Annotated in this window: 23 protein-coding genes and 1 pseudogene; 19 read left to right on the top strand and 5 right to left on the bottom strand. The window is 68.4% G+C overall.

What is annotated here, in order from left to right; translation table 11 throughout:
- Nucleotides 1-47 precede the first annotated feature (47 nt).
- The 3 genes from MRS60_RS16125 to flgA all read right to left on the bottom strand — a co-directional run bounded on the left by MRS60_RS16125 (nt 48) and on the right by flgA (nt 2,335).
- A complete protein-coding gene (locus tag MRS60_RS16125) occupies nt 48-488 on the bottom strand; it encodes a flagella synthesis protein FlgN (protein ID WP_034179272.1) in 441 nt (146 codons plus the stop codon).
- Nucleotides 489-564: 76 nt separating this feature from the next.
- Nucleotides 565-894: a flagellar biosynthesis anti-sigma factor FlgM gene (flgM, locus tag MRS60_RS16120; protein WP_243564989.1), complete on the bottom strand. Its 330-nt coding sequence runs from the start codon at nt 892-894 to the stop codon at nt 565-567.
- 118 nt (nt 895-1,012) lie between these two features.
- Nucleotides 1,013-2,335: a flagellar basal body P-ring formation chaperone FlgA gene (gene flgA, locus MRS60_RS16115; RefSeq protein WP_243564988.1), complete on the bottom strand. Its 1,323-nt coding sequence runs from the start codon at nt 2,333-2,335 to the stop codon at nt 1,013-1,015.
- A 204-nt stretch (nt 2,336-2,539) separates the two neighbouring features.
- Here flgA and flgB point away from each other — a divergent pair, with 204 nt between their 5' ends.
- The 13 genes from flgB to MRS60_RS16050 all read left to right on the top strand — a co-directional run bounded on the left by flgB (nt 2,540) and on the right by MRS60_RS16050 (nt 16,581).
- Nucleotides 2,540-3,028: a flagellar basal body rod protein FlgB gene (gene flgB / locus MRS60_RS16110; protein ID WP_034179269.1), complete on the top strand. Its 489-nt coding sequence runs from the start codon at nt 2,540-2,542 to the stop codon at nt 3,026-3,028.
- Between the two features lie 42 nt (nt 3,029-3,070).
- On the top strand, nt 3,071-3,496 hold the full coding sequence (gene flgC / locus MRS60_RS16105) for a flagellar basal body rod protein FlgC (RefSeq protein WP_006485701.1): 426 nt from the start codon (nt 3,071-3,073) through the stop codon (nt 3,494-3,496).
- 55 nt (nt 3,497-3,551) lie between these two features.
- Entirely contained in the window at nt 3,552-4,292 is a 741-nt protein-coding gene (gene flgD, locus MRS60_RS16100; protein ID WP_243564987.1) for a flagellar hook assembly protein FlgD, read from the top strand.
- Nucleotides 4,293-4,319: 27 nt separating this feature from the next.
- On the top strand, nt 4,320-5,561 hold the full coding sequence (gene flgE / locus MRS60_RS16095) for a flagellar hook protein FlgE (protein ID WP_034179267.1): 1,242 nt from the start codon (nt 4,320-4,322) through the stop codon (nt 5,559-5,561).
- Nucleotides 5,562-5,580: 19 nt separating this feature from the next.
- Nucleotides 5,581-6,339 carry a flagellar basal-body rod protein FlgF gene (flgF, locus tag MRS60_RS16090; protein ID WP_034179266.1) on the top strand — a complete coding sequence of 253 codons (759 nt, stop codon included), beginning with the start codon at nt 5,581-5,583 and terminating at the stop codon, nt 6,337-6,339.
- 318 nt (nt 6,340-6,657) lie between these two features.
- The gene (gene flgG, locus MRS60_RS16085; RefSeq protein WP_034179265.1) at nt 6,658-7,446 is read left to right on the top strand and encodes a flagellar basal-body rod protein FlgG; all 789 of its coding nucleotides are present in this window, start codon (nt 6,658-6,660) and stop codon (nt 7,444-7,446) included.
- A 21-nt stretch (nt 7,447-7,467) separates the two neighbouring features.
- On the top strand, nt 7,468-8,157 hold the full coding sequence (gene flgH, locus MRS60_RS16080; protein WP_034179264.1) for a flagellar basal body L-ring protein FlgH: 690 nt from the start codon (nt 7,468-7,470) through the stop codon (nt 8,155-8,157).
- Nucleotides 8,158-8,162: 5 nt separating this feature from the next.
- The gene (locus MRS60_RS16075) at nt 8,163-9,341 is read left to right on the top strand and encodes a flagellar basal body P-ring protein FlgI (protein WP_175749015.1); all 1,179 of its coding nucleotides are present in this window, start codon (nt 8,163-8,165) and stop codon (nt 9,339-9,341) included.
- Nucleotides 9,342-10,340: a flagellar assembly peptidoglycan hydrolase FlgJ gene (flgJ, locus tag MRS60_RS16070; protein ID WP_034179263.1), complete on the top strand. Its 999-nt coding sequence runs from the start codon at nt 9,342-9,344 to the stop codon at nt 10,338-10,340.
- Between the two features lie 244 nt (nt 10,341-10,584).
- The gene (locus tag MRS60_RS16065; RefSeq protein ID WP_034179262.1) at nt 10,585-11,340 is read left to right on the top strand and encodes a flagellar brake protein; all 756 of its coding nucleotides are present in this window, start codon (nt 10,585-10,587) and stop codon (nt 11,338-11,340) included.
- Nucleotides 11,341-11,533: 193 nt separating this feature from the next.
- Nucleotides 11,534-13,465 (top strand): flagellar hook-associated protein FlgK, encoded by a 1,932-nt coding sequence (gene flgK, locus MRS60_RS16060; protein WP_034179261.1) that lies wholly within the window; start codon nt 11,534-11,536, stop codon nt 13,463-13,465.
- Nucleotides 13,466-13,766: 301 nt separating this feature from the next.
- Nucleotides 13,767-15,002 carry a flagellar hook-associated protein FlgL gene (gene flgL, locus MRS60_RS16055; protein ID WP_034179260.1) on the top strand — a complete coding sequence of 412 codons (1,236 nt, stop codon included), beginning with the start codon at nt 13,767-13,769 and terminating at the stop codon, nt 15,000-15,002.
- Between the two features lie 271 nt (nt 15,003-15,273).
- A complete protein-coding gene (locus tag MRS60_RS16050) occupies nt 15,274-16,581 on the top strand; it encodes a solute carrier family 23 protein (protein WP_034179259.1) in 1,308 nt (435 codons plus the stop codon).
- A 45-nt stretch (nt 16,582-16,626) separates the two neighbouring features.
- Here MRS60_RS16050 and MRS60_RS16045 read toward each other — a convergent pair whose 3' ends face one another.
- A complete protein-coding gene (locus tag MRS60_RS16045; protein ID WP_243564986.1) occupies nt 16,627-16,959 on the bottom strand; it encodes a hypothetical protein in 333 nt (110 codons plus the stop codon).
- A gap of 700 nt (nt 16,960-17,659) precedes the next feature.
- Nucleotides 17,660-18,542: pseudogene (locus MRS60_RS16040) on the bottom strand (transcriptional regulator GcvA).
- A gap of 96 nt (nt 18,543-18,638) precedes the next feature.
- Between MRS60_RS16040 and MRS60_RS16035 the strand changes: the two are divergent.
- The 6 genes from MRS60_RS16035 (at nt 18,639) to gor (ending at nt 24,385) form a co-directional block, all read left to right on the top strand.
- Nucleotides 18,639-19,265 carry a chromate transporter gene (locus MRS60_RS16035; RefSeq protein ID WP_034179254.1) on the top strand — a complete coding sequence of 209 codons (627 nt, stop codon included), beginning with the start codon at nt 18,639-18,641 and terminating at the stop codon, nt 19,263-19,265.
- Nucleotides 19,262-19,789 (top strand): chromate transporter, encoded by a 528-nt coding sequence (locus MRS60_RS16030; RefSeq protein WP_034179253.1) that lies wholly within the window; start codon nt 19,262-19,264, stop codon nt 19,787-19,789. Before MRS60_RS16035 ends, MRS60_RS16030 begins: the two co-directional genes overlap by 4 nt.
- 58 nt (nt 19,790-19,847) lie before the next feature.
- The gene (locus tag MRS60_RS16025; protein WP_243564985.1) at nt 19,848-20,567 is read left to right on the top strand and encodes a YoaK family protein; all 720 of its coding nucleotides are present in this window, start codon (nt 19,848-19,850) and stop codon (nt 20,565-20,567) included.
- 494 nt (nt 20,568-21,061) lie between these two features.
- Nucleotides 21,062-22,183, top strand: coding sequence for a porin (locus MRS60_RS16020; protein WP_034179251.1), 1,122 nt, complete (start codon nt 21,062-21,064; stop codon nt 22,181-22,183).
- 374 nt (nt 22,184-22,557) lie between these two features.
- Complete coding sequence (locus MRS60_RS16015) at nt 22,558-22,785, top strand: hypothetical protein (protein ID WP_034179450.1); 228 nt, start codon at nt 22,558-22,560, stop codon at nt 22,783-22,785.
- A 244-nt stretch (nt 22,786-23,029) separates the two neighbouring features.
- Nucleotides 23,030-24,385, top strand: a complete 1,356-nt coding sequence (gene gor, locus MRS60_RS16010) for a glutathione-disulfide reductase (RefSeq protein WP_243564984.1) — start codon at nt 23,030-23,032, stop codon at nt 24,383-24,385.
- Nucleotides 24,386-24,574 lie beyond the last annotated feature (189 nt).

Below are 24,574 nucleotides of genomic sequence, written 5' to 3'. Positions count from 1 at the left end.
AAAGGCAAGGCAGGCGCGCGGCCGTCGGGCGGCCGCGCGGCGCGACGTCAGCGCGTCAGCGCCGACACGCGCCCGTCGGGGCCGTAGACGCCGGCCGGTGCGGGCGCCGAGCGCAGCACCGCGAGCGCGCGCTCGTTGTAGTCCATCCGGATCCGGATCAGCATCCCGTTGTTCGCGTTGGCCCGGCGCGCGCGTTCGGCGGCCTGCTGCAGCAACTGCCAGCGGCCGGCGAGGCGAGCATCGCGCTCGGCGGCCTGGTCCATCCCTTTCTTGCCCGATGCAAAGCCGAGCGCGGACAGCTGCGTGTCGCGCGTGCGTTCGAGCTGCGCGAGCCGGTCGATCAGCTCGCTCTTCTTCTCGACGATCCCGGGCAGCATCTCGAGCGGCTCCGCCGTCGTCAGCGCTTTTTCCTCGTAGGCGAGCAGGGACGCGAACGCCTCGACCGTCGCGTGTTCGTCGTTGACCGTGGCCAGCAGCTCTTCTCTCATCGCGTCATGCTCGTCGCGCCGGAGCGCGGGGTGCGGCGCGCCGGCAAACCGGGGGACCGGCCGCGAGGCGGCCGGCTCAGCTGCCCTGCGGGCGCTGCTGTTGCAGCAGTTCGCGGGCGGTGTTCAATACGCCGTCGGCAATCTTGTTCGCGTCGATCGTCAGCGTGCCGTTGTTCAGCGCTTCCTTGATCGACTGGACCAGGCCCGTGTCGATATCGGCGTTGCCGGACGCGGATGCCGAGCGCAACTGGCCGGACAGACCCGACAGGTTCACGGTCGCGTCGCCGCCGGTCGATCCTGCGTCGGCCGCCTGCGCGGACGACTGGGCCGCGCCGGATTGTGCACGGGCCGCGCCGCTGCCGGACGGCGCGAGGGGGCTCGGTTTCGGAGTGGAATCGATCTTCACGATGGGTTTCCTGTACGGTTTGACCCAGATAACGGCCGGGTCGGCCCGAACTTTAGCATCGTGAGCCCGAAATTCTCCGAATAAACAATTCTTTGCAATCTTGCGGCGGGATCCGTCCCTACAGCGGAATTTCCACGGTGCCGGCGTCCTTGACGATTGCCGTGACGATCTGGCCCGCCGCCATCCGCACCCGCACCGACTGGCCGGGCGCCGCATTCGCGAGCACGCTGCCCTCGGCCGAAATCGTGAAACCGGGGCCGGCCGCGACGACCCTCACCGTCTGGCCGGCCGACACCGACGCCGCGCTCTTCAGCATGTCCTGCCGCAGCGGCAGCCCGGCCGAGATGCGCGCGAGCGCGGTCGAGCCGACCGCCTGCGCCGGATCGGTGATCACCGCGAGCGGCAGCACCGTCAGGTCGCCGTCGCGGGCGACCAGGTCGGCCGCCCCCAGCGGCTCGCCGGGCGCGATCTGGCGCGCGGCGACGTAATAGGTGGCCTGCACGGCGACCTTCGCCTGCAGGTAGACGGTCCACGGCCGTTCGCCCGCGCAGCGCACGCCGACCGTCGTGCGGCCCCACAGGCGTGCGCCGGTCGGCAGGAACGGCTCGAGCGTCGTGCACGCGGCGAGACCGCGCGGAAATGCGGTCGTGACTGTCGCGGTGGTCTTGCCGGGCAGGCCCGCGATCTGCTGCTGCAGGAACGCGAGGGCCGCGCGCCGGATCGAGTCGGGGTCCTGCTGGCCGGGCGGCGTCGCGGGCTGGGCCGCAGGGGCCGCTTGGGCCGCCTGGGCCGGGTTGGCGGAAGCCATCGGCGCACGCGGCGCCGACGCGGCTGACGCGGCGCGGGCCGCCGCCACGGGCGCGGCGATTGCCCGCGGCGCCGGCCGCGCGGGATTCGATGCAGGCTCGGCCGTACCGGCGACGACCGTCGCGATGGCGTTGGGATCGGCGGCGCGCGGCGCGCCGTAGGCGGCGTTCGCGCGAGCGGCTGCGTAGACGGGGATCGGCGTGGGGGCCGGTGCAGGGGCCGGCGGCGGAACGTTCGTCACGACCATCGTGCCGGCCGGCTGCGCCGCGTAGCCGGCGGTGGCAGCACCGGCCGCGCCGGCAGTACCACCCGCGCCGACAGCGCCGACAGCGCCGACAGCGCCGACAGCGCCGACAGCACCACCCACACCGACAGCAGCTGCCGCCGCGCGCCCCGCGTCCGGCACCATGCCTGCGCCCGAACCCGTCCCCGCATTCCCGCCGAACTGCCCGCCGCTCGCCGCATTGGCGTGCGCGAGCGCGGTTTCGGCCGTCTCGCCGCGTCCGGGAATCACGATCATCCCGTCGTCCGCATACACGGCCGGGGCGGCGATCCACAGCGCCGCGGCGAGCGCAAACGCACGCCGGACGTGCGTGAGCCGCCCGTTCGTGCCGCGAAGTGCGCTGCCGGTCATAGCCGTGTCCTCGATCCGTTGATCCGATTTGCATTCTAGGGAGCGGGGCCGCCGCGCAAACGATGAATAGAGGGGGGCTTTGCCGCGTTATTCGCCCGATTGCCGGTTGCGTGCGGCGCCTACCATCGCTGTCATGGAAAAAAGCCTCTCGGGTCGCCATCCGGCGCGAGGGGCGTGCAGCGCTTCATACGGAGAGACGCACACATGCTGGACAAACTCGATGCGGAATTCGCGTTCGGCCGACAGGCGCTCGACGTGCGCGCCTATCGGCAGGAACTGCTGTCGTCGAACATCGCGAACGCCGACACGCCCGGCTACCAGGCCCGCGACGTCGATTTCGCGTCGACGCTCGCGCGCTCGCTGAAGCAGACCAACGGCGGCCTCGCGCCGAGCAACGCCGCGCAACTGCCGATGACGCAGCCGGCCGGCGTGACGAGCGGCATGTCGATGGTGTCGACGGCGGCGGGTCACATGGCCGGCACGGCGAAGCTGATCCCGACGGGCGGCCCGGCCGACGACTACGGCCGCGCGCAGTACCGGATGCCGCTGCAGCCGTCGCTCGACGGCAACACGGTCGATCTCGACGTCGAACGCGTGCAGTTCGCGAACAACGCGCTGCACTACGAAACCGGGATGACCGTGATGACCCAGCAGATCAAGGCCATGATCGCCGCGATCTCGACGAACTCGTAAGCGCGCCGCTTCCGAACCCGCGCACAAGCACAAGGAGCCTCCATGCCTTCGTTGATGAACATCTTCGGCGTCGCCGGTTCGGCGCTGTCCGCGCAATCGCAGCGCCTGAACGTCACCGCGTCGAACCTCGCGAACGCCGACAGCGCCACCGGCCCCGACGGCAAGCCGTACAAGGCCAAGCAGGTCGTGTTCGCGACCGACCCGATGGGCGGCGCGCGCACCGCGTCCGGCCAGGGCGTGGGCGGCGTGCGCGTGACGAAGGTGATGGACGACCCGTCGCCGATGAAGTCGACCTACGACCCGGCGAACCCGGCCGCCGACGCGAACGGCTACGTGCAGATGCCGAACGTCGACCCGGTGCAGGAGATGGTGAACATGATCTCGGCGTCGCGCTCGTACCAGGCCAACGTCGAGACGCTGAACACCGCGAAGACGCTGATGCTCAAGACGCTGACGATCGGCTCGTGAGCCGCGCGCCGACCGACCTTACAGACCCGACAGTTCCGATAGAAGGCCACCCAGGATGACTTCCTCCAGCACGACGATCGGCGGCAACGGCACGAACGTGTCGACCCTGCCGACCGACACGATGAACACCAGCAAAGTGTCGTCGACCAACGGCACGTCGGCGAGCGACCTGCAGGCGACGTTCCTGAAGCTGCTCGTCACGCAGCTGCAGAACCAGGATCCGACGAGCCCGGTCGACAGCTCGCAGATGACGTCGCAGCTCGCGCAGATCAACACGGTGAGCGGCATCGCGCAGCTGAACACGTCGCTCACGTCGCTGTCGACGCAGCTCACGGCCGGCCAGCAGACGCAGGCCGCGCTGCTGATCGGCTCGAACGTGCTCGCGCCGGGCAACGCCGTCGCGGTGAAGAGCGGCGCGGCGTCGCCGTTCGGCGTGTCGCTGGCGAGCTCGGTGTCGAACCTGACGATCACCGTGAAGAACTCGGCGGGCGCCGTCGTGAACACGATCAACGCGGGCGCGCAGTCGGCCGGCACCGTGCCGTTCAACTGGACGCCGACCGACGCGGCGGGCAATGCGCTGCCGGACGGCAAGTACACGATCAGCGCGTCGTATACCAACAGCGCCGGCACGCCGCAGGCGGCCACGACGCTCGCGGCCGCACAGGTGCAGAGCGTGATCAAGCAGGCAGACGGCACGGCGGGGCTCGTGCTGTCGAACGGCACGACGGTGGGGCTCACCCAGGTCGCGTCGATTTTCCCGAACACGTCGTCGTCCGGCGGCACTACGTCCAACTGATTCAGCTTTCCCGAAACGGAGACCGAAATGGGTTATCAACAGGGTCTGAGCGGCCTCGCCGGCGCATCGAACGCGCTCGACGTGATCGGCAACAACATCGCGAACGCGAACACGGTCGGCTTCAAGTCGAGCACCGCGCAGTTCGCCGACATGTACGCGAACTCGGTCGCGACGTCGGTCAACACGCAGATCGGCATCGGCACGACGCTCGCGTCGGTGCAGCAGCAGTTCGGCCAGGGCACGATCAATACGACGAACTCGTCGCTCGACGTCGCGATCAACGGCAACGGCTTCTTCCAGATGTCGAACAACGGCGTGACGACGTACTCGCGCGACGGTACGTTCCAGCGCGACAAGAACGGCTTCATCGTCGACTCGCAGGGCCGCAACCTGATGGGTTACGCGGCCGGCTCGGGCGGCGTGATCAACACCGCGCAGACCGTGCCGCTGCAGGCGCCGACGTCCAACATCGCGCCGACCGCGACGACCAAGATCACCGGCCAGTTCAACCTGAACTCGCAGGACACGGTGCCGGCCAAGACGCCGTTCAACGCGACCGACACCACGACCTACAACTACTCGACGTCGATCCAGGTGTACGACTCGCTCGGCGGTTCGCAGGCGGTCAACATGTACTTCGTGAAGTCGGCGGCCGGCACGTGGGAAGCGTACGCGGGCGTCCAGGGCGGCGCCACGACCGATCTCGGCACGGTCACGTTCAATTCGTCGGGCGCGATCCAGAGCACGACGCTGCCGGCCGCGGGCGGGCCGACCGCGTCGCTCGGCCAGTTCCAGTTCACGGTGCCGAACACCGACGGCTCGGTGACGCCGCAGAGCCTCACGCTCGACCTGACCGGCACGACGCAGTACGGCGGCAAGGACGGCGTGAACAACCTTGCGCAGGACGGCTACGCGAGCGGCACGCTGACGACCTACTCGATCGGCGCCGACGGCAAGCTGACCGGCAACTACTCGAACGGCCAGACCGCCGTGCTCGGCCTGATCGCGCTCGCGAACTTCAACAACCCGAACGGGCTGGTCAACCTCGGCGGCAACCAGTATGCGGAGTCCTCCGCATCGGGCGTGCCGCAGATCTCGGCGCCGGGCAGCACGAACCACGGCACGCTGCAGGGCAGCGCGCTCGAGAACTCGAACGTCGACCTCACGTCGCAGCTCGTCAACCTGATCACCGCGCAGCGCAACTACCAGGCGAACGCGCAGACGATCAAGACGCAGCAGACCGTCGACCAGACGCTCATCAACCTGTAAGCGCGGATAACCGGCAGCCATGGACCGACTGATCTACACGGCGATGACGGGCGCGTCGCAGTCGCTCGACCAGCAGGCGATCGTCGCGAACAACCTCGCGAACGCATCGACGACGGGCTTTCGCGCGCAGCTCGCGACGTATCGCGCGGTGCCGATGAATTTCGGCGACGGCAGCAACATCGACCCGACGACGACACGCACCTACGTGCTCGCGTCGACGCCCGGCGCGGATTACGCACCGGGTCCGATCACGCGCACCGGCAATCCGCTCGACGTCGCCGTGCAGGGCGCCGGCTGGCTGTCGGTGCAGACGGCTGACGGCAGCGAGGCGTACACGCGCGCCGGCAACCTGCACGTCGACCAGAACGGCCAGCTCGTCAACGCGAGCAACCTGCCGGTGATCGGCAACGGCGGCCCGATCTCGGTGCCGCCGAACGCGGAAGTGACGATCGGCAAGGACGGCACCGTGTCCGCGCTGATGCCGGGCGACCCGCCGACGGCGGTCGCGATCGTCGACCAGATGAAGCTCGTCAATCCCGATCCGGCCACGCTCACGCGCGGCAACGACGGGCTGTTCCGCACCGCCGACGGCAATCCGGCCGATGCCGACACGAACGTGGTCGTCACGCCGAATTCGATCGAAGGCAGTAACGTCAACCCGGTGTCCGCGATGGTCGCGATGATCGACAACGCGCGCGCGTTCCAGCTTCAGTCGAAGCTGATCCAGACGGCCGACCAGAACGAGCAGACGGCAAACCAGCTGCTCAACTTCAGCTGAGCCTAGGGTCTGTTTACATATGGAACGCACATGCGAATGCCCGAAATCGCTCGTAGGGCAAGAAGTGAGGAGCGCCGTTTGGCCGCGCCAAACAAGCGACGAGCGACGCCGCCATACGGGCGATTTCGGGCATTCCCGTGACATGAATTTTTTAATTTGGGGTTGCCACGAGAACGGCCGCTCGCCGCGTTGCGCTCCTTGCGAATACGTCCAGTATTCGCAGCGTCGCGCGCCTCGCGAGCGGCCGTTCTCGTGGCAACGCATGCGCGTTCCATATGTAAACAGACCCTATGCCAGCCCACGCAGGAGAATCGACAAGTGAACCGTTCGCTCTACATCGCCGCCACCGGCATGAATGCGCAGCAGGCGCAGATGGACGTGATTTCGAACAACCTCGCGAACACCAGCACGAACGGCTTCAAGGCGTCGCGCGCGGTGTTCGAGGATCTGCTTTACCAGACGATCCGTCAGCCCGGCGCGAACTCGACGCAGCAGACCGAGCTGCCGTCGGGCCTGCAGCTCGGCACCGGCGTGCAGCAGGTCGCGACCGAGCGCCTGTACACGCAGGGCGGCCTCACGCAGACCGGCAACTCGAAGGACGTCGCGATCAACGGCGCGGGCTTCTTCCAGGTGCTGATGCCGGACGGCACCAATGCGTACACGCGCGACGGCTCGTTCCAGACCAACGCGCAGGGCCAGCTCGTCACGTCGAGCGGCTACCAGATCCTGCCGGCGATCACCGTGCCGCAGAACGCGCAGTCGCTGACGATCGGCAAGGACGGCGTCGTGTCGGTCACGCAGCCGGGCTCGGGCAACGCGGTGCAGATCGGCTCGCTGCAGATCGCGACCTTCATCAACCCGACCGGCCTCGAGGCGCGCGGCGAGAACCTGTTCTCCGAGACGACGTCGTCGGGCGCGCCCAACGTGTCGCAGCCGGGGCTGAACGGCGCGGGCGTGCTCAACCAGGGTTATGTCGAAGCGTCGAACGTGAACGTCGTGCAGGAGCTCGTCAACATGATCCAGACGCAGCGTGCCTACGAGATCAACAGCAAGGCCGTGACCACGTCCGACCAGATGCTGCAGACCGTCACGCAGATGAAGAGCTAACCGGAACACCCCGTCGTCGCCATGAAGCAGGTTCGCCTCCCCTCGTCAGCCACCGTCCGCGCCGCGTGCGCGGTCGCGGTGGCGGCGCTCGCCGGTTGCGCGCAGATCCCGCGCGATCCGATCATCCAGCAGCCGATGACGGCGCAGCCGCCAGCGCCGATGTCGATGCAGGCGCCCGGCTCGATCTACAACCCCGGCTACGCGGGGCGGCCGCTTTTCGAGGATCAGCGGCCGCGCAACACCGGCGACATCCTGACGATCGTGATCGCGGAAAACATCAACGCGACGAAATCGTCGGGCGCGAACACGAACCGGCAGGGCAACACCGGCTTCGACGTGCCGACGGCCGGCTTCCTCGGCGGGCTGTTCGCGAAGGCGAACCTGTCGGCGGCCGGCAACAACAAGTTCGCGGCGACCGGCGGCGCGAGCGCGGCGAACACGTTCAACGGCACGATCACGGTGACCGTCACCAACGTGCTGCCGAACGGCAACCTCGTCGTCAGCGGCGAGAAGCAGATGCTGATCAACCAGGGCAACGAATTCGTGCGCTTCTCGGGCATCGTCAACCCGAACACGATCTCGGGCGCGAACTCGGTCTACTCGACGCAGGTCGCCGACGCGCGGATCGAATACTCGGCGAAGGGCTACATCAACGAAGCCGAGACGATGGGCTGGCTGCAGCGCTTCTTCCTCAACATCGCGCCGTGGTGATGACGATGCACAAGCCCCTGTTCAACCGCCTGTCGTCCCGCGCACGAGCGTTCGCGCGGCTCGCCGTCGCGTTCGCGGCCGCGGCCTGCGTGTTCGGCGCGGTGCCCGCGCACGCGGAACGCCTGAAGGATCTCGCGCAGATCCAGGGCGTGCGCGACAACCCGCTGATCGGCTATGGCCTCGTCGTCGGCCTCGACGGCACCGGCGACCAGACCATGCAGACGCCGTTCACGACGCAGACGCTCGCGAACATGCTCGCGAACCTCGGCATCTCGATCAACAACGGCTCGGCCAACGGCGGTTCGTCGTCGCTGAACAACATGCAGCTGAAGAACGTCGCGGCCGTGATGGTGACCGCCACGCTGCCGCCGTTCGCGCGGCCCGGCGAGGCGCTCGACGTGACCGTGTCGTCGCTCGGCAACGCGAAAAGCCTGCGCGGCGGCACGCTGCTGCTCACGCCGCTGAAGGGCGCGGACGGGCAGGTGTACGCACTCGCGCAGGGCAACATGGCCGTCGGCGGCGCGGGCGCCAGCGCGAACGGCAGCCGCGTGCAGGTGAACCAGCTCGCGGCCGGCCGGATCGTCGGCGGCGCGATCGTCGAGCGTTCGGTGCCGAACGCGATCGCGCAGATGAACGGCGTGCTGCAATTGCAGCTGAACGACATGGACTACGGCACCGCGCAGCGGATCGTGTCCGCGGTCAATTCGAGCTTCGGCCCGGGCACCGCGACGGCGCTCGACGGCCGCACGATCCAGCTCGCGGCGCCGGCCGACTCGGCGCAGCAGGTCGCGTTCATGGCGCGGCTGCAGAACCTCGACGTGAGCCCGGACAAGGCGGCGGCGAAGGTGATCCTGAACGCGCGCACCGGCTCGATCGTGATGAACCAGATGGTCACGCTGCAGAGCTGCGCGGTCGCGCACGGCAACCTGTCGGTCGTCGTCAACACGCAGCCGGTCGTGTCGCAGCCGGGGCCGTTCTCGAACGGGCAGACGGTGGTGGCGCAGCAGTCGCAGATCCAGCTCAAGCAGGACAACGGCGCGCTGAAGATGGTGACGGCCGGCGCGAACCTCGCGGACGTCGTGAAGGCGCTGAACACGCTCGGCGCGACGCCGGCGGACCTGATGTCGATCCTGCAGGCGATGAAGGCGGCCGGCGCGCTGCGCGCCGACCTGGAGGTCATCTAAATGGCAGCGAATCTTCCTAACGCGAACGACCTCACGCAGCGCTTCGCGCTCGACGTGCAGGGTTTCGACGCGCTGCGCGCGCAGGCGAAGCAGTCGCCGCAGGCCGGTGCGAAGGCCGTCGCGGGCCAGTTCGATGCGATGTTCACGCAGATGATGCTCAAGAGCATGCGCGACGCGTCGCCCGACGGCGGGCTGTTCGATTCGCATACGTCGAAGATGTACACGTCGATGCTCGACCAGCAGCTCGCGCAGCAGATGTCGACGCGCGGGATCGGCGTCGCCGACGCGCTGATGAAGCAGCTGCTGCGCAATGCGGGGCAGGGCGCGGGCAGCGACACGGCCGGCGTCGGCGCGGGCGGGATGGGCGCGGCCGGCTTGGGCGCGGGCGGTCTCGGCACGGCCGGCAACGAAGGCAGCCTCGCCGCGATGAACGCGATGGCGCGCGCGTACGCGAACGCGGCCGGGAACAACGGCGGGCTCGCCGGCGCGCGCGGCTACTCGGCCGGCAGTGCGCTGACGCCGCCGCTGAAGGGCGCGAGCGGCGCGCCGGACGCCGACGCGTTCGTCGACCGGCTCGCGGCTCCCGCGCAGGCGGCCAGTGCGTCGACCGGCATCCCGGCGCGCTTCATCGTCGGCCAGGCCGCGCTCGAATCGGGCTGGGGCAAGCGCGAGATCCGCGCGGCCGACGGCTCGACCAGCTACAACGTGTTCGGCATCAAGGCGAACAAGGGCTGGACGGGCCGCACCGTGTCGGCGCTGACGACCGAGTACGTGAACGGCACGCCGCGTCGCGTGGTCGCGAAATTCCGCGCGTACGACTCGTACGAGCACGCGATGACCGATTACGCGAACCTGCTGAAGAACAATCCGCGCTACTCGGGCGTGCTGAGCGCGAGCCGCAGCGTCGAAGGCTTCGCGCACGGGATGCAGAAGGCCGGTTACGCGACCGACCCGAACTACGCGAAGAAGCTGATCTCGATCATGCAGCAGATCGGCTGACGGGCCAGGGCCTGCGCCCGCCGATAACAGGCTCCGGCCCACCGTCGATTACCCTCTCAGGACCGCGCCCGGCATACCGCCGCGCGCGGTTTCAACGTTTGCGCGAAAAAAAACGGGAAATCGATCTAAACTTTCGGTCAGCACTGCCGCTAAGTGTGAGAGACCTGCGACCGGGCCTTGTTCTGGCCCGGTTTTATTGCGCACCGGTTGTCCGTGCGCCCATGACAAGAAAGACCGGCTAGCCATGAATATCGAAATGTCGACGGACCCCAGCCTGGACGCAGGCCACTCCGGGCCCGACTATGCCCGCCGCAATCCGCTGGAAATCGGCGTGCAGCTGCGCAACCTCGTGAACCGCGGCGATTTCCTGACCGTCCAGTATCCGGGCGGCCAGCTCGTCACGCGCCTGCTCGAGGTCGACGTCGGCGCGCGGACGTTCACGTTCGACTGGGGTGCGCTGTCCGAGCAGAACGCCGGCATCCTCGGCGCGTCGCACTGCACGTTCGCGGCGTCGCCGGAGGGCGTGCGCGTCGAATTCACCACGGGCACGCCGCGCGAGACGCGCTACGAGGGGCTGCCCGCGTTCGTCGCCGATTTCCCCGAAGTCCTGACGTGCATCCAGCGCCGTGAATATTTCCGGGTCGACGCGCCGATCGTCGATCCGTTCCTGTGCCGCGGCAAGCTGCCGGACGGCGAGAGCTTCCTGTTCGAGGTGCACAACCTGTCGCTCGGCGGCGTGGGGCTGCGCACGGCGGACGAACGCGTCGAGGCGCTCGAGGTCGGCACGCTGCTGCCCGACGTCGAGCTCGAGCTGACCGGCCACGGCAAGCTGTCGCTCGACCTGCAGCTCGTGTCGCAGCGCTCGACGCAGATGCCGAACGGGTCGCGGCGCTACCAGCTCGGCTTCCGCTACATGTCGCTGCCGGGCAGCGCCGAGAACACGCTGCAGCGGCTGATCACGCAGCTCGAGATGAAGCGCCGCTCGCTCGTGCGGGCCTGACGCGCACGCGGCCGCCGGCCCGCACGGGCCGCCCGCGCACCGCCGCCGGCCCCGCCGGCCTGACGCTCCGACCGGCGCTGCGCACCCGCGCGTCGCGCGTGCATTTTTTCCTCAATTTTTTCGATCCGCGGCCGTTATACCGGGAGTTACGCAACCCGGCGGCCGCAGCGCGGCCGGCTCATCAGGATCGCGCATGTCCAACTCACTCATGAACCTCGGCGTCAGCGGCCTGAATGCCGCGCTCTGGGGCCTCACGACGACCGGCCAGAACATCAGCAACGCCGCGACGCCGGGCTATTCGGTCGAACGACCCGTCTATGCCGAGGCGAGCGGCCAGTACACGAGCAGCGGCTACATGCCTCAGGGCGTGAACACCGTCACCGTGCAGCGGCAGTACAGCCAGTACCTGAGCGACCAGCTGAACGGCGCGCAGACGCAGGGCGGCGCGCTGTCGACGTGGTATTCGCTCGTCACGCAGTTGAACAACTACGTCGGCAGCCCGACGGCCGGCATCTCGACCGCGATCACGAGTTACTTCACGGGGCTGCAGAACGTCGCGAACAGCGCGTCCGACTCGTCGGTGCGGCAGACCGCGATGAGCAACGCGCAGACGCTCGCGAACCAGATCACGGCGGCCGGCCAGCAGTACGACGCGCTGCGCCAGAGCGTGAACACGCAGCTCACGAGCACCGTCACGCAGATCAACGCGTACACCGCGCAGATCGCGCAGCTGAACCAGCAGATCGCGTCCGCGAGCAGCCAGGGCCAGCCGCCGAACCAGCTGATGGACCAGCGCGACCTCGCGGTGTCGAACCTGTCGAACCTCGCGGGCGTGCAGGTCGTGCGCAACAGCGACGGCTACAGCGTGTTTCTCGCGGGCGGCACGCCGCTCGTCGTCGCGGACAAGAGCTACCAGCTCGCGACCGTCACGTCGCCGTCCGATCCGAGCGAGCTGACCGTCGTGTCGCAGGGGATCGCCGGCGCGACCCCGCAGGGGCCGAACCAGTTCCTGTCCGACGCGTCGCTGTCGGGCGGCACGCTCGGCGGCCTGCTCGCGTTCCGCAGCCAGACGCTCGACCCCGCGCAGGCGCAGCTCGGCGCGATCGCGACCAGCTTCGCCGCGCAGGTCAACGCGCAGAATGCGCTCGGCATCGACCTGTCGGGCAATGTCGGCGGCAACCTGTTCGCGACCGGCTCGCCGATCATCTACGCGAACCAGGGCAACACCGGCAACGCGGCGCTGTCCGTGTCGTTCGCGAACGCATCGCAGCCGACCACGGGCGACTACACGCTGTCGTACGACGGCACGAACTACACGCTGACCGACCGCGCGAGCGGCACGGTGGTCGGCTCGTCGGCGTCGATGCCGGCGTCGATCGGCGGGCTGAACTTCTCGTTCACGTCGGGCTCGATGAGCGCCGGCGACAAGTTCACCGTGCAGCCGACGCGCGGCGCGCTGAACGGCTTCGGCCTCGCGACGTCGAACGGCTCGGCGATCGCGGCGGCGGCGCCGTACGTGCCGTCGGCCACCACGACGAACACGGGCACCGGGACGATCGGCGGGTTGTCGGTCACGAGCGCGGCGGCCGCGGCCAACGCGCACAAGTACACGATCACGATGGGTGGGACGTCGGCCGCGCCGACCTATACGGTCACGGACAACACGGCCGTGCCGCCGACGACCACCGGCGCGCAGCCGTACCAGTCCGGCACGCCGATCACGCTGACGGCCGGCGTCACGGTGACGGTGTCGGGCACGCCGGCGGTGGGCGACACGTTCACGGTCGCGCCGAACACGGGCGGCACGAACGACGGCAGCAACGCGCTCGCGCTGTCGAAGCTCGTCAACTCGAAATCGTTCGGCAACGGCTCGACCACGCTGACGGGCGCATACGCGAACTACGTGAACAGCATCGGCAATACGACGAGCCAGCTGAAGTCGTCGAGCGCCGCGCAGACCGCGCTGGTCGGCCAGATCACGCAGGCGCAGCAGTCGGTGTCGGGCGTGAACCAGAACGAGGAAGCGGCCAACCTGATGCAGTACCAGCAGCTCTACCAGGCGAACGCGAAGGTGATCCAGACCGCGTCGACGCTGTTCCAGACCGTGCTCGGCCTGTTCAACTGATTAGGGGCTGTTCGCGTATGGAACGCACATGCGAATGCCCGAAATCGCGTGTAGGGCAAGAAGTGAGGAGCGCCGTTTGGCCGCGCCAAACAAGCGACGAACGACGCCGCCATACGGGCGATTTCGGGCATTTCCGTGACATGAATTTTTTAATTTGGGGTTGCCACGAGAAGGGCCGCTCGCTGCGTTGCGCTCCTTGCGAATACGTCCAGTATTCGCAGCGTCGCGCGCCTCGCGAGCGGCCCTTCTCGTGGCAACGCATGCGCGTTCCATACGCGAACAGACCCTAAGGATCGAAGCGATGCGGATTTCCACCACCCAGTTCTACCAGCAGAACGTCGCTCAGATGAGCGACCAGCAGGCGCAGCTGTCGCAGCTGTACCAGCAGATCTCGAGCGGCGTGAGCCTCGCGACGCCGGCCGACAACCCGCTCGGCGCGGCGCAGGCCGTGCAGTTGTCGATGACGTCGGCGACGCTGTCGCAGTACGCGTCGAACCAGAACGCCGCGCTGTCGTCGCTGCAGAAGGAAGACCAGACGCTCATCAGCGTCAACAACCTGCTGAACAGCATTCATACGGTCGTGATCCAGGCCGGCGACGGCTCGCTGTCAGACAGCGACCGCTCGGCGCTGTCGACGCAGCTGCAGGGCTATCGCGACCAGTTGCTGACGCTCGCGAACTCGACGGACGGCTCGGGCAACTACTTGTTCTCGGGCTTCCAGTCGACCACGGCGCCGTTCTCGAACGCGTCGGGCGGCGGCGTGACCTACAGCGGCGACATGGGCACGCGGCAGGTGCAGATCGCCGACACGCGCGCGATCTCGCAGGGCGACAACGGCGCGAACGTGTTCCTGTCGGTGCCGATGCTCGGCAGCCAGCCGGTGCCGCTCGCCGGCGCGGGCAACACGGGTACGGGCACGATCGGCGCGGTGTCGATCACGAGCCCGTCGGCCGCGACCAACACGCACCAGTTCACGATCGCGTTCGCCGGCACGGCGGCCGCGCCGACCTATACGGTCACCGACAATTCCGTCGTGCCGCCGACCACGACCGCCGCACAGCCGTATTCGGCCGGCGCGGGGATCGCGCTCGGCAGCGGCCTGTCGGTGCCGGTGTCGGGCACGCCCGCGCCCGGCGACACGTTCACGGTCACGCCCGCGCCGCAGGCCGGCACCGACGTGTTCGCGGCGCTCGACACGATGATCGCCGCGCTGAAGGTGCCGATCAGCAGCAACACGACTGTCGCGGCCGCGCTCGCGAACGCGATGACCACCGGCACGACGAAGCTGAACAACATGATGACGAACGTCCTCACCGTGCAGGCGTCGGTCGGCGGCCGCGAGCAGGAAATCAAGGCGATGCAGACGGTGAACCAGACCAACACGCTGCAGGTCACCAGCAACCTGGCCGACCTGACGAGCACCAACATGGTGTCGACGATCAGCCAGTTCCTGCAGATGCAGAACGCGCTGACGGGCTCGCAGAAGGCTTACGCGCAGCTTCAGAACCTGTCGCTGTTCCAGTACATCAATCCGTGATGCACGGCGCGCCGGCGACGATGCGAGCGCACGCTTGCATCGCCGCCGGCGCCATCCGCCGCCACCCTCGCGCAACGCATGGGCGGCTGCTTCACCGGGCCGCGCGGCCGCGCACCGGTTCGCGCATGCGGCGAGCCGCGCCCGAGCTTTCCGGCGGCCCGTTCGCGCTTGCCGCGCTTGCCAGCCTTATTCCCGCTCCGTAAACTCGCGCCAGATTCCAGACCGGCGCGCCCTCCGCAGCCGGCGACAGACCGACAGGAGCGCTTTCCCCATGTCCGATTCCTACTTCCCGCGCTGGCGGGTCCAACCGACCGGCGCGGCCTCGCGCGTGGTCGGCCCCGACGAGCGCCTGGCGTGGCCGCAGATGGTCGCGATGGGCGTGCAGCACGTCGTCGCGATGTTCGGTTCGACCGTGCTCGCGCCGCTGCTGATGGGCTTCGACCCGAACCTGTGCATCTTCATGTCGGGCATCGGCACGCTGCTGTTCTTCGTGCTGGTCGGCGGGCGCGTGCCGAGCTATCTCGGCTCGAGCTTCGCGTTCATCGGCCTCGTGATCGCGGTGACGGGCTACGGCGGCAGCGGCCCGAACCCGAACATTCCGGTCGCGCTCGGCGGGATCGTCGCGTGCGGCGTCGTGTACGTCGCGCTCGGCGCGCTGGTGCAGGCGATCGGCACGCGCTGGATCGAGACGCTGATGCCGCCCGTCGTGACCGGTGCGGTCGTCGCGGTGATCGGGCTGAACCTCGCGCCGATCGCGGTCAAGGGCGTGTCGGCGTCGACCTTCGATTCGGTGATGGCGCTCGTCACGGTGCTGTGCGTCGGCGGCGTCGCGGTGTTCGCGCGCGGGATGATGCAGCGCCTGCTGATCCTCGTCGGGCTCGCAATCGCGTACGCGATCTACGCGATCGCGACCAACGGGATGGGCCTCGGCAAGCCGATCGACTTCGCGATCGTCGGGCATGCGGCGTGGTTCGGCGTGCCGGCGTTCCGTACGCCGGTGTTCGACCCGCACGCGATGCTGATGCTCGCGCCGGTCGCGGTGATCCTCGTCGCCGAGAACCTCGGCCACATCAAGGCCGTCAGCGCGATGACGGGGCAAAACCTCGACCGCTACGTCGGCCGTGCGTTCATCGGCGACGGGCTCGCGACGATCGTGTCGGGCAGCGTCGGCGGCACGGGCGTGACCACCTACGCGGAGAACATCGGCGTGATGGCCGTCACGCGGATCTATTCGACGCTGGTGTTCGCGGTCGCCGCGCTGATCGCGATCGGGCTGGGCTTCTCGCCGAAATTCGGCGCGGTGATCCAGACGATCCCGGGCCCGGTGCTCGGCGGCGTGTCGATCGTCGTGTTCGGGCTGATCGCGGTGACGGGCGCGCGGATCTGGGTCGTCAACAAGGTCGACTTCTCCGACAACCGCAACCTGATCGTCGCGGCCGTCACGCTGGTGCTCGGCGCGGGCGACTTCTCGCTGAAGTTCGGCGGCTTCGCGCTCGGCGGGATCGGCACCGCGACCTTCGGCGCGATCATCCTGTACGCGATCCTGCGCAAGGAAAAGGAGCCGGGCCCGGTGCTGTGAGCCGCCGCGCGGATCATGGCCGCGAGCCCCGGCGAGCGTCGCACGTCACGGGTTGGGCTGCACCGAAAACGTAATCGGCCATGCGAAGGTCCCGTCCTTCGCCTTCGGCGCGAACACGAAGCGATAGGTCACCCTGAAGGTCGTGTTCAGCGCCGTATACGGCACGGCGATCTTGCCGCCGGTCGCCGGCAGCACGACCTTGCCGCCGATTCCAGTGATCTCGATCGAGCTGAACTGCGACTGGCTGGCGGCGGCAACCTGCACCAGCACCGTGTACCCGGCCCGGTCGTTGGTCTGGACCGCGAGCGTCGTCCCGGCGGGGTTGTTGGCGTTCGGCACGCTCAGGTTGCCGATGCTCGTGTCCTTGTTCGCGACCACGAGCTGGGTCGGACTGGTCGCCTTGATCCGCGCATACGCCTGGACCGTCGCGGCGCCTGGGGCTCGGCAGCCCTGGCCTCGGCGCCGCGGGGCGTCGTCGCGGCGCGTATGCGCGCGGCAGGGGTTTCCCGGGGTTCGCCTATCGAATCGACGCGTCGCGGCATCGGGTGACGGTGCGGACCGTGTCGGCGCATCGGATCTCGACGGTGCGAAGTCGCGCCGTCGGCATCAGTGGATGCGTGACAGGAGCAGTGAAAGGAGCTGTGATGCGAGACAGCAGCCGTGTGACGGCCGAAATGATTTTCGACATGATTTCCCCGACTTCTTGATTGTTTGTCGCCTGCATCGAGCCGCTCGGCCGTGCAGTTGCTTTTGTCTGCACGGCTGTATGAGCAAGCAGCGGGCCACCGCGCGGATTGCCGCGCGGACAGGGGCTGAGCGGTCGCTGCCTGCAGCCGTGCAATGGGTCGGAGGCGGCAATGTTTCAGGCGTGAAACCTGCGGCGGCGGAGCCGGTCGGCGGTGCGCCGGGCCTGGTGCGGAACGGCCGGACCGACGGGGGATCGCAGGTGCGGCGCGACGGCGATTCCGCAGGAGAAACGGACGCGCCGCATGCGGAACGGTTTCAGTCTTGCAACGCGTGCGGGGAGGGGCGGCGGCGCATCGCTGCCGTTTCGATCAGGCGTCGGGTGCGCGGCGCGTCATGCGTTCACATTCGACTGCGCTTCCAGCCACGCGCAGAACTGCGCGACGAGCGGATCGTCGGCCGGCGCGCGGCGTGATCCACCAGTAGCTGCGCGTCGCGATGCGCGGCCCCGGCAGCGGCATCACGAGCCGGCCGCTCGCGAGCTCGTCGTCGATCAGCGGCAGCGGGCCGAGCGCGACGCCGAGCCCGTCGACGGCCGCCTGCAGCGCCAGGTAGAAGTGGTCGAACGACTGCCGCTTGCGCCCCTTCATCGCGACGCCGGCCGCCGCGAACCAGTCGCGCCAGCCTTCCGGCCGCGTATCCGAATGCAGCAGCACGTGCCGCGCGAGGTCGTCCGCGCGCGCGATCGGCGCGCGTTTGAGCAGCGCCGGGCTGCAGACCGGAATCACGCTTTCGTCGAGGAAGTGGCCGTTCGTGCAGTTCGGCCAGTGGCCGGGGCCGCGGCGGATCGCGACATCGAAGCCGTCGAGCGCATCGAGCGGCGCGTTCGACGTCGACAGCTTCAGTTCGACGTTCGGCACGTCGCGCTGGAACCGCGACAGGCGCGGCAGCAGCCATTTCATCGCGAAGGTCGGCAGCGCATTGATGCGCAGCACGCGCGCGGCACCCGTGTTGCGCAACTGCTCGGTCGCGTGCGCGATGCTGTCGAACGCCGCACGCACGGTGTCCAGGTAACGACGGCCTTCGTCGGTCAGCTTCACGCGCTTGCCGTAGCGGTGGAACACCGGCTTGCCGAGCCACGCCTCGAACGCGGCGATCTGCCGGCTGATGGCACCGTGAGTCACATGTAGCTCGTCGCCGGCGGCGCTGAAGCTTTCATGTCGTGCCGCGGCTTCAAAGGCCCGAAGCGCGGAAAAGGGCGGGAGATCGCGTGCCATGCTTGTGATTCTAGATCACAAGGGCGCGCCGATAAAATCGTTTTGCCGGGATCCTGAACGGCGGTAACCTCGGCTGACCGTTTGATGAGGAGCCCCATGCAATCCGTTTCCCCGCAACCTGCCGCGTCACCTCGCAGCGTTGGTCTCGCCGAGCTGTTCACCGGCTTCCTGTCGCTCGGCCTCATGTCGTTCGGCGGCGCGCTGCCGTTTGCGCGGCGCACGATCGTCGACGAGCGCAAGTGGCTGTCCGCCGACGAATTCACCGATCTGCTCGGTCTGTGCCAGTTCCTGCCGGGCGGCAACGTGATCAACCTGTCGGTCGCCGTCGGCATGCGCTTTCGCGGCATCGCCGGCGCGTTCGCGGGCATTCTCGGGCTGATCGCGGGCCCGACGCTCGTCGTCGTCGCGCTCGGCGTGCTGTATGCGAAGACGCAGAACGATCCGCATGTGCAGCACCTGTTCGCGGGGCTCGCCGCCGCGGCCGCCGGGCTGCTCGTCGCGATGGCCGTGAAGGTCGCGAAGCCGCTGCGGCACGCGCGCGCGGCGGCCGGCATCGCGGCGCTCGCGTTCGTCGCGATCGCGGTGCTGCGCATTCCGCTGCTGACCACGATGCTCGTGCTGACGCCCGTCAGCGTCTGGCTCGCGTCGCGGCGCCGCGATGCGGGCACGCCGCAGCCGGCGCAGGCGGCCGCGCGCGACGCGCAGCCCGGAGGCCGGCCATGAACGACACGCTCGTCGCGATCGCGACGATCTTCAGCCAGCTGTCGCTGCTCGCGTTCGGCGGCGGCAATACGATCCTGCCGGAGATGCAGCGGCAGGTCGTCGACGTGCATCACTGGATGAGCGCGCACGAGTTCACCGCGCTGTTCGCGCTGGCCCAGGCGGCGCCCGGGCCGAACATGATGATCGTGTCGCTGGTCGGCTGGCACGTGGCCGGCTGGGCCGGGCTGCTCGTCGCGTCGCTCGCGAAGTTCGGGCCGTCGTCGATCGTTACGGTGCTTGCGCTGCATGCATGGGAGCGCTTTCGCGACCGGCCGTGGCGCCGCTACGTGCAGCAGGGGATGATGCCCGTCACGGCCGGGCTCGTCGCGGCGAGCGCGGTGCTGATCTCCGACGCGTCGAACCGCACGGCGATCCAGTGGGGCATCACGGCCGCATGCGCGCTGCTCGCGTGGCGCACGCGCATCCATCCGCTGTGGCTGCTCGCGGGCGGCGCGCTGATCGGGCTCACGGGCTTCGGGCAGTGAACGAAGGACAAGCCATCTCCCGTCCCGCATACTGGCGCGAATATTCACGGGAGGATCGATGGATCTCGACGGCGCCAGCCGCAATCTCACCGTCGCCGCGTTGCTGACGCTGTCCGGCGGCTACCTCGACGCATACACGTATGTCGGCCACGGCCACGTGTTCGCGAACACGATGACCGGCAACGTCGCGCTGTTAGGCATCAACCTGTCGGCCGGCGAATGGGCCGCCGCGCTGCATCACGTGCCGCCGCTCGTCGGCTTCGTGATCGCGGTATTCGTCGCGCACCTGCTCGGTCTCGCCGCGCAGCGCGGCTGGATGCGGCACACAGCGTTCGCGAGCCTGATCGTCGAGATCGCGTTTCTCGGCGTCGCCGCGAGCGGCCTCGTCGGCGCGGCGAGCGCGTGGCTGATTCCGGGCATCTCGTTCGTCGCGACGCTGCAGACGCTGTCGTTCACCCATCTCGAGGAACTGTCGTACACGTCGGTGATGACGACCGGCAACCTGCGGCGTGCCGCGCAGAAGCTGTTCGTCGGGTTGATCCCGCGCTATGACGCGGGTGCGCTGCACGACTCGGCGCTGCTCGCGACGATCAGCTTCTGCTTCCTGGCCGGCGCGGTGGCCGGCGGCCTCGTGACGCGGCTTGCGCCGGACGTCGCGCTGTGGGGCGCCGTGCTGCTGCTTGCGGGCGCGTTCGCGGAGATCGTGCGGCGCGCGTGGCGTCGCGCGGGGAACGGCGATGGTGGTCGCGACGAAGACGGAGCGGCGCAGACGGCCTGACGGCGTGCATCACCCGGCAGCCGTTGGTGCCGCGTTCCGGATTTACCGCGTCGCCGCTTCATCAACACGCCGATCCACCGATCCACCGATCCGCCGGCGCACCCGAACGCGGGCCGGTTGCACCGGCCGCGCCCGCTGCAGGCGTTCGCGACACATTCCGGTTGCATCGACCACACCAACCGGCCCGCCGCGACACGCCCCTTTACCGCGCCGCACCCTCGTCGATCCTTACAGTACCGCGCGCACACGCCGACACCGTCGCGACCCGTCCCGCCGCCGCGCGACGCATGCCCGGCGCGGCGCGGCGCGGCGCGGCGCGGGAAACGTTGTTCCCGGGCGACAGTCACGCGATTACCGCGCGTTTCAATTTCTTTCAGAGATTGCAGTCGTCATATGATTCAAGCCACATCGCGCGCGCCAAAAACGTGTGCGATCGCCACCCGGCTGCGCACGCGGCCGGCAATGAACGGAGACACCTACAAAAAGGAAAGCTCATGAAGCAGACCACCCGACTCGCAGTCATCGCAGGGGGCGCCGCGCTCGCATTCGCCAGCCAGTACGCGGCCGCACAAAGCTCGGTCACGCTCTGGGGCGTCGCCGACGTCAGCGTCCGCTACCTGACCAACGCGAACGCCAAGAATGACGGACTGCTGTCGATGTCCAACGGCGCGATCACCAACAGCCGCTTCGGCATCTACGGCACCGAGGACCTCGGCAGCGGCCTGAAGGCCGTGTTCAACCTCGAAAGCGGCGTGAACCTGCAGAACGGCGCATTTGCCGACAGCGGCCGCCTGTTCAACCGTGCGGCATACGTCGGCCTGCAGAGCCCGTACGGCACGGTGACCCTCGGCCGCCAGAAGACGCCGCTGTTCGATCTGCTGTCGGATACCTACGATCCGCTGACGGTCGGCAACTACCTCGAAAATGCATGGCTGCCGGTCGCACTCGGCGGCGGCCTGTATGCGGACAACCAGATCAAGTACACGGGCAAGTTCGCGGGCCTGACCGCGAAGGCGATGTACTCGACGGGCACCAACTACGAATCGACCGGCGCCGGCGGCTTCTCGGGCCAGATTCCGGGTTCGCTCGGCAAGGGTAATGCGTGGGGCGTGTCGCTGTCGTACGTGATGGGCCCGCTCAGCATCGCGGCCGGCGCGCAGCAGAACAGCGACAACTCGGCGCGCAAGCAGACCATCTACCACGCGAACGTCGTGTACGCGTTCAGCAAGGCGAAGGTCTACGCGGGCTACCTGCGCTCGAAGGACGACACCGGCTTCGTCGACAGCCTGCTCGCGCAGCAGACGATTCCGGTCGCGAAGGGCACGGGCCGGATCGACGACGGTCCGTTCGCGGGCGTGAGCTGGCAGGTCAGCACGCCGCTGACGCTGACGGGCGCGTTCTACTACGACCACATGCGCAATGCGATGACCGCGAACGGCACGCTCGCGAGCGGCAACCGCTACGCGATCGTCGGCATCGCCGAGTACGCGCTGAGCAAGCGCACCGAAATCTACGGCACCGTCGACTTCAACAAGACGAACGGCGCGGCGAACGTCGAGCTGCCGGGCCGCAGCAACCAGACGGGCATCGCGATCGGCCTGCGCAATATCTTCTGACGAACGTCGGAACGCACGCGCCGGCATGCGTCCGGCACGCATCGAAGAGGCTCCGCAAGGAGCCTCTTTTTTTTGTCATGCGGCATTCATCAGCGCACACGACTATTCGGCAATCGCTTCATCACGGATTCCCCGCGCCGTAAGCGATCCGTCGGCATTCCAGAACATACTTTTACAGTACGCGCGAAGGCTTTCCGCTACGCTGCGTGCATCGCCCGCCGCGTGCCGTCGTGCATGCGCGTGCGTCGTTCCGGTGGCGCTCGCCGAGCGCGGCCGGCCTGGTGCGTAACTTGTGTATCCGGTGATGACAGACACGGTCTGCCGGTTTTTTTCGTGGGACGATCGGCCTCACGATTTCTTGAAAGGGGATGACGATGGGTATCCTGAACACCGTGGGCGAAATCGCCGGTGCAGTGGCGGCAGTCGAAGCCGCGGAAAAGCTGGATCCGGATGCGGGCCTGCTGACCAAGGCGGCAGCGGCCGTTGCCGGCTTCAAGGGCGCCGAAGCGATCGAGGGCATGCTCGAGAAGAAGGAAGAGCAGCCCGAACAGGCGGCAGACGATACGCAGGCGACGGACGGCAGCGACACGTCGCAGGCATGAGCATGGCGGCCGGTTCGGCCGCTGGCGCGCTCCTCGCGCGCCCGGGCGGACCGGTGCCGCGCGGCCGGCAGGCCGGGCATGTGGTCGATCGGTGACGCATGGCACACCCGGCAGCTGGTTTGACCGGCGAGAGGCGACGCTTCTCGCCGTTTTTTGTTGGACGCGCGCCGGGTCGTGCCGTGCGCCGCAAGAATTCCGGAATCTTGCTATCGTGCCGTCATCCGAACTGCGATGAGGCAATGCGATGGATTTCGACTACGACCTGTTCGTCATCGGGGCCGGCTCGGGCGGCGTGAGGCTCGCACGGATGTCGGCGTCATACGGCGCGCGCGTCGGCATAGCGGAACAAGAGCAGATCGGCGGCACCTGCGTGCTGCGCGGCTGCATTCCGAAGAAACTGCTCGTCTACGCATCGCACTACCCGCACGAAGTCGAGGACGCGAAGGGCTTCGGCTGGACCTTCGGCGCCGGCACGCTCGACTGGCCCGCGCTGATCGCCGCGAAGGATCGCGAGATCAATCGGCTGAGCGACATCTACATCAACCTGCTGCGGCAATCGGGCGTCGAGATGCACGCGGGGCGCGCGACGCTCGTCGATGCGCATACCGTCGCGATCGGCGAACGCACGATCCGAGCGCGCCACATCGCGATCGCGACCGGCTCGCGTCCGTCGCTGCCGCATCGGCCCGGCATCGAACACGCGATCACGTCGCGCGAGGCGCTGTCGCTCGAGACGTGCCCCACGCGCATCGCGGTAGTCGGCGGCGGTTATATCGCGGTCGAGTTCGCGGGCATCTTCAACGGCTTCGGCAGTCACGTCGACCTGTTCTATCGCGGCGAGAAGATCCTGCGCAGCTTCGACGACGACGTGCGTCAATTCCTGACCGACGAGATGACGAAGCAGGGCGTCGCGATCCACGCGCGCACGGTGGTCGAATCGATTTCCCGCGCGGACGACGGCACGCTGAGCGTGCGCGTCGGCGACGCGCAGCACGGGCCGTACGACGCGGTGCTTTATGCGACCGGACGCGTGCCGAATGTCGACGGGCTCGGGCTCGAGCAGGCGGGCGTGATGCTCGACGCACGCGGCGCGATTGCGGTCGATGCGTATTCGGCGACGTCGGTCGCGTCGATCCATGCGATCGGCGACGTCACGTCGCGGCCGCAGCTCACGCCGGTGGCGACGCGCGACGGCGGGCTGCTCGCGCGCACGCTGTTCGGCGGGGCGCGCGTCGCGGCCGATCACGAATGGGTGCCGTCGGCCGTGTTCAGCCAGCCCGAGGTCGCGACGGTCGGCCTGACCGAGGCCGATGCGCGTCGCGCGTACGGCGACGTCGACATCTACCGCACGTCGTTCAAGGCGCTGCGCCACACGCTGTCGGGCCGCGACGAGCGCACGCTGATGAAGCTCGTCGTCGCGCGCGACAGCCAGCGCGTGATCGGCGCGCACATGGTCGGCCGCGATGCGGGCGAGATCATCCAGGGGATCGCGATCGCGATTCGCGCGGGCGCGACGAAGGCGCAGTTCGACGACACGATCGGCATCCATCCGACCGCGGCCGAGGAATTCGTGACGATGCGGCAGAAGGTGGCCGACTAGCGCGGCGACCGGGTTCGTCCAGGGTCGATTCCGGGCGATCGCCGCCGCCGTGCCGCCGCCACACAAAATTTCTTCAATTGTCTAAAAGACGTTCCGTCTCGATAAACACGTTTGGTATCATCGCGCAAAACCATACGGGGGGCCGTATCATGCGCGATCAACAGCGCAGCATCCGCAATAACGGGGTAA

The organism is Burkholderia pyrrocinia (assembly GCF_022809715.1).
GTDB lineage: Bacteria > Pseudomonadota > Gammaproteobacteria > Burkholderiales > Burkholderiaceae > Burkholderia > Burkholderia pyrrocinia_C.
Note: the sequence above shows the minus strand (reverse complement) of the source record. Positions and strands in the feature narration are given on the sequence as shown.